Annotated in this window: 4 protein-coding genes and 1 riboswitch; all 4 genes read right to left on the bottom strand. The window is 29.9% G+C overall.

Annotated elements, in window-relative coordinates:
* Positions 1-327: 327 nt before the first annotated feature.
* A complete protein-coding gene (locus G324_RS0100485; protein WP_025724439.1) occupies positions 328-1,050 on the bottom strand; it encodes an ATP-binding cassette domain-containing protein in 723 nt (240 codons plus the stop codon).
* On the bottom strand, positions 1,043-2,581 hold the full coding sequence (locus G324_RS0100480) for an ABC transporter permease subunit (RefSeq protein ID WP_025724438.1): 1,539 nt from the start codon (positions 2,579-2,581) through the stop codon (positions 1,043-1,045). The genes G324_RS0100485 and G324_RS0100480 overlap by 8 nt, the downstream gene beginning before the upstream one ends.
* Positions 2,582-2,638: 57 nt before the next feature.
* A riboswitch (Lysine riboswitch) is annotated at positions 2,639-2,803 on the bottom strand.
* 134 nt (positions 2,804-2,937) lie between these two features.
* Complete coding sequence (locus tag G324_RS0100475) at positions 2,938-5,034, bottom strand: copper-translocating P-type ATPase (protein WP_162146763.1); 2,097 nt, start codon at positions 5,032-5,034, stop codon at positions 2,938-2,940.
* 288 nt (positions 5,035-5,322) lie between these two features.
* Positions 5,323-6,117, bottom strand: a 795-nt coding sequence (locus G324_RS0100470; protein ID WP_210994103.1) for a hypothetical protein, incomplete at its 5' end; no start/stop codon positions are given.

Raw genomic sequence — 6,117 nt, 5'->3', positions numbered from 1 at the left:
TTGATGTTGTCATCAAATAAACTATATGCACTAAATGTATGATTATTTTGCAAGAATTGTGCTGGATTCATTTGTACCATTCTACACCCAGTTAATAATATAAGGATAAATGATACAAAAAATAATGATATATACCTAAACTTAATTTTAATCATATAAAAAATCCCCCATAGATTATTTTAATAAAAATTGAATATTATATATCTATTATACTATTAAATCACTAATTGTTTATTTAATAGTATAGTGAAGTTTTTTAATATGATTTTTTATTTTCAGACAAAGAAAAAGACGATAGAACTTAATTTTCTATCGTCTTTATTATAGTTATTTTAAAAATGCTTTTGTGCGTTCCATTTTTGGATTATCAAATATTTCACTTGGCGCACCTTCTTCAACAATCATACCTTGATCCATAAAAATGATTCTGCTAGATACTTCTTTAGCAAATTGCATTTCATGTGTCACAATGATCATCGTCATACCTTCATCAACTAAACTCTTCATAACTTCTAAAACTTCACCCGTTAACTCAGGATCAAGTGCCGATGTTGGTTCATCAAATAACATAATTTGTGGATTCATACAAAGTGCTCTTGCAATTGCTACTCTTTGTTTTTGTCCACCTGATAATGTATCTATCTTTTTATAAGCAAATTCCTTCATTCCTACCTTTTCAAGTAATTTTAATGCAAGCTCATTTGCTTCTTCTCTAGACATTTTAAGTAGTTTAATTGGTGCAAGTGTACAGTTATCAATAACATTCTTATTAATAAATAAATTAAATGATTGAAATACCATACCAATTTTCATTCTAAGTTGATCAAGATTTGTATTTGGATCCATCAAGTCATTATCATTTAAGATAATGTGTCCACCATCTGGTTCATTAAGTAAGTTTAAACATCTAAGTAATGTGGTTTTCCCACTACCTGATGAACCAATAATGGTGACCACATCACCTTCATTAATTGTTAAGTTAATATCTTTTAATACATGATTTTTACCAAAACGTTTTGATAAATTCTTTACCTCTAATATTTTACGCATCTTTAAGTTCCTTCCCAGCCTTATGGTTTTCTAGATAATTCACAGCTATGGATGTAACTCCTGTTAAGAATAAATAGATAAGTGCTGTAATAATAAATGGTGTTACTGTATCATAGGTTGCACCTACAACCTGACGGGTTGCATTAAACAGATCTAAGACACCAATGACACTTAAAACTGCTGTATCTTTTAAATTTACGATAAATTCATTTCCAATGGCAGGCAGTGCGTTTTTTATCGCTTGTGGATAAACTATATAAAGTAAGGATTTAATTCTTGAAAATCCTAATGATCTTGCTGCTTCCATTTGACCTTTATCTATAGCATTCATACTACCTCGTAGTATTTCTGCTATATAAGCAGAGGTATTTAAAATAACAATAATTAAACCTGCAGAAAGTGGTGTCCACCAAGATATATCCGTTATAAGTTTTACACCGTAATAAAAAATCATTGCTTGAACAATCATTGGTGTACCTCTAAATAAAACAATGTAGGCTGTTGATAAACCATTAGATATACGCTTGATTATTTTTTTAAATATATTATCTCGTTTTTTATCAATTTTTTGGGTTTTTCCAAAAACGAGTACTAAACTGAATATAAATCCACCAAATGTACCAGTAATTGCTAGTAATAAGGTTACCCCTACTCCTTGAACAAAAAGTGATAGATACTTCGTAATAAGTCCAAATAAAGTCAGTTCGGATTCGTTATTTCTAAGTACTGCTTCAGTCATCATTTGATTTCTAACTTCTACACTTATTTGAGATAATGCACTATTAATTTCATTAAGTAAATCAGTATCTGATTTTCTCATACCAACAGATACTGTAATATCTGATTCTTCTGACTCAAACCCGTAACCTTGTTCAAGCTTTACAATAGCTAATGATGGATTTGATTTTACAACAGATTCGGCAACAGGTAGTTCTGCAACAAAAGCATCAGATACATTAGTTGTAACAGCAGCTACTAAATTACTATAAGCATCTAGTGGTGTTTGATGCACTACATTATCAATTTGATCAATTAAATCATCGTAAAGTGTACCTCTTTGAGCAACCACTTTTGATCCACTAAAATCTATTAGGCGTGTAGCATTTTCATAAACTGAATTTCTTTTTACCACCATAACTATTTCAGAACGGTAGTACTCATCACTAAAATTAATTTGTAGTTTACGTTCACTCGTAGGACTCATACCTGCTATAATCACGTCAATCTCACCACTATTTAAAGCTGGAATTAATCCATCCCATTCAATTGCCTTAATAGTAAGGTTACGGTCCATAATACGTGCTAATTCCTTGGACATTTGCACATCATACCCATCTACATGTGAACCTGGTTGATTGCTGATTGGATATGAATAATCACTTATACTTGTAACTGTCCAGTTAAATGGCGCATAAGCAGCTTCTAGTCCTACCACCAAATCTTGTTTTATTTCATTATTTGATTGTGTTGTACAAGCAAATAATGCCGTACTCATGATTACTATCATGAGTATTGTTAGAATTTTTTTCATTTTAAACCACCTTCTATTTATTTACAAAAAAAACGCCAAGAAGCGTTTTATAATATCAATTATAATAGCTCCTCTACTTTCGTAGGAGTGTTATTGATATTTTCAATAACCCCATAAATAATAAATGTCTTCATTATTTATTCGGCGATTTTGCCTTTGAAGTGCTTCATTGCCTACCGGCTCCACACTCTACTCTTCTTAATCGCAACCTCTATTTATATTTATTTGTAAACACATTATAATATAACATACCTAATATATCAACCAAAAAATTTAAAATAATTATATAATGTGCTAAATGTCATATATCAAATACTCTTATTTTTAATGCTTTAAGTAATTATTTGATCTTTTAATCAAGATTTAATCATGTTTAAACTTAGTGCATTAAGTGCAACAATTACAGTTGAAAGTGACATCAATACACCACCAATTGCAGGTGATAAAATTATTCCAAATGGTGCTAAAATACCAGCTGCAATTGGTATTGCAATAAAGTTATAACCAGCACCCCAAATTAAATTTTGATTCATTTTTTTGTTTGTCTTAAAAGATAGGTCAATAAATGATGCAATATCACCTGGTTCTGAATTTGTTAAAATAACATCCGCAGAGTCTATAGCAACTTGAGTACCAGCTCCAATTGCTACACCAACATCTGCAAGTGCTAAAGAAGGTGCATCATTAATCCCGTCTCCCATCATTATGACAATTAAACCTTGTTTTTTAAACTTTTCAACTAATTTATATTTATCTTCAGGTGACTGATTAGCGTAATATTCAATGTCTAGTTTATTAGCTACAATTTTTGCAGCATATTCATTGTCACCTGTTGCCATAATAGGTCTTATACCTTTATGTTTTAATTCTTTTATAAGTTTTTGGCTTGAAGTCTTTAGACTATCACCTAATTTGACAACCCCAATCGCTTTATTATTTTTTAATAGAATACTTACTGTGTACCCAAAATCATTTTGAATCGTGATTGGTTCTTTATATGCATTTACACTTATAAACTCATAAGTATCTAAACCAACACTACCTTCTAATCCTTTACCTGATATGTAATTGATCTTATCGAATTTTAAAGCTTTAATATCCTTATTTTTAGCATATTCTATAATGGATTGTGCAATCGGATGGCTAGATGCTGATTCTATGCCATATAAAATAGAAATAACTTCTTCTTCCGTTAGTGAGTTATCTAGTAGATCAATATGTTGTACTTTAAAAATACCTGTGGTTAGTGTCCCTGTTTTATCTAATATAACAATATCCGCTTTAGTAGTTAAATTATAGGTTTGTCTATCTTTTACTAAAACACCATTTAAACTGCCAATGCTAGTGCTTCTAGATATTACTAGAGGTATCGCTAAACCAAGCGCGTGTGGACATGCAATAATTAAAGTTGTAATTGAAAATAAAATAGCACTATTTAAATCCTCCATCAAATACCATACAACAAATGATACAAGTGCTGCAAATAATGCTAAATAAAATAGCCATCCTGCTACTTTTTTAGCATTATTTTCGGCTCTTGAAGGTTTAGATTGTGCATCCATAATTAAGTTTTTAACTTGTGATAAATATGCATCTTTGCCTGTTTTTGTGACTTTAACTTCTAGCTTACTATATTCGTTTGTTGATCCACCTATAACAAAGTCACCAACTTTCTTTACTACAGGTACTGATTCTCCAGTTAATAAAGATTCATTAACTCTGGATTCACCCTTTAAAATGATGCCGTCTGCAGCAACATTTTCACCTGATTGGACAATGATTACATCATTTATCTTTAAATGTGAAATTGGAACTTCTACCATTTCACCATGCTCTTTTAGTAGTAAAGCATTTTTAGGTAATAATTTTGCAAGTGATTCTTGTGCATCACCTGCTTTCATTAAAGCAAGCATCTCTATCCAGTGACCAAGTAGCATAATAAGTAATAACGAAGCAAACTCAAATAAAAAATCCATATAGTGTTCACCTGTAATATATCTTATAACCACAGCAAATACACTATATATAAAAGATACACTAATACCCATTGTAACAAGTGCCATCATACCTGGTTGTTTATTTTTAAGTTCCGTTACTGCACCTTGTATAAATGGTTTACCACCATAAATGAATAGTATTATAGAAATAAATAAAGCAAGGATATCTGAATATTTAAACTCATAATAAAATGGAAATGGTAAGTGTATACCCATAAAAGGTGATAACCACATTACAATTAAACCAAGTGGTAAGGAAATTAAAAATATCTTCTTAAAGTTGCCGTGATGATGATGTTTGTGATGATTATGGTCATCATGGTTATGATGATTCATGTGTTCATGATTATGATGATGATGTCCGTCATGGTTATGATGATTCATGTGTTCGTGTTTATCATCCATTGCGTGTTCATGATTATGCTTAGACTTAGAATTAAATTGATTTTTTTTCATATGTGCACTCCTTAGTTAACCCCTATATGGGGGGGTATGTTTATATCATATCTTAATTTTAATTACTTGTCAATTAATATTACTTATAGTGTTTATTAAGTTTGTTTTTAAAATGTCTACTCTAATTCTGTCTAACTTATTGTAACCAATCCATGTCATATATCTTAAACTGAATATAAATTGTTAATTTTTTATAATCAATTATAAATAAACACACCCATTTAATCATTACGAGTAAATGGGTGTATACTTTCTTTTAAAAAATAATGTTTTATCTTTTTTTAAGTTTTATTCAGTAACCATCCTTACAACAACATCTTTGGCATACATATAAAAGCTTGCCTCATAATGATATCCATTATATTCAAAATCTTTGATGTATACATCATTTATATATAATTTACTCGTACCAGATTCATTACTTTTTTCAATAACTACATTAATATAATCGCCTACAGCATAAACGGTTTCATATGTATTTACTAGTGTATGATTATTTGAATCAATTGTTAGGTTGTAACCTTCAGTATACATTTTAAGTATGTCATAAACACTTTCATCGATTATACCCACTTCATATGAATGTAGTTTTAAATAATTACCTATATGTACAGCATAATTAATAAATATATTATCTTTTTTAAGATAATACCACCGTATTTTATCGTCCCCTAAATCGTTTGAATATTTTACAGGAAAGTCAAAGTTATATTCAAAGCCTTCATCCTTTAAGTACTCATAGATACTATATGTTTTTGTAATTCCTAGGGTATCATTTTTATATACAATTGTTTGTTCACCAAAACCAATTCCTAGTAGTGAACCATTATCATTATTAGAAGATACTCTAAAATAACTTAATATAGGATTTTCGTTCATACCTGGTATTGTTGTAAAAAGATATCTTTCATCGCCAATTAGCGATTCATAAGTATATGTAGTTTCACTTGTTGATCCAAAAAGTTTCAAATGATCATATGTTGTTTTTGGATTGATGTTGTCATCAAATAAACTATATGCACTAAATGTATGATTATTTTGCAAGAATTGTGCTGGATTCATTTGTACCATTCTACACCCAGT

The sequence above is a fragment of the Acholeplasma granularum ATCC 19168 genome, assembly GCF_000526235.1.
GTDB classification, from domain to species: Bacteria; Bacillota_I; Bacilli_A; order Acholeplasmatales; family Acholeplasmataceae; genus Acholeplasma; species Acholeplasma granularum.
The sequence above is the reverse complement of the archived record's forward strand: the minus strand, read 5'-3'. Positions and strand labels throughout refer to the sequence as shown.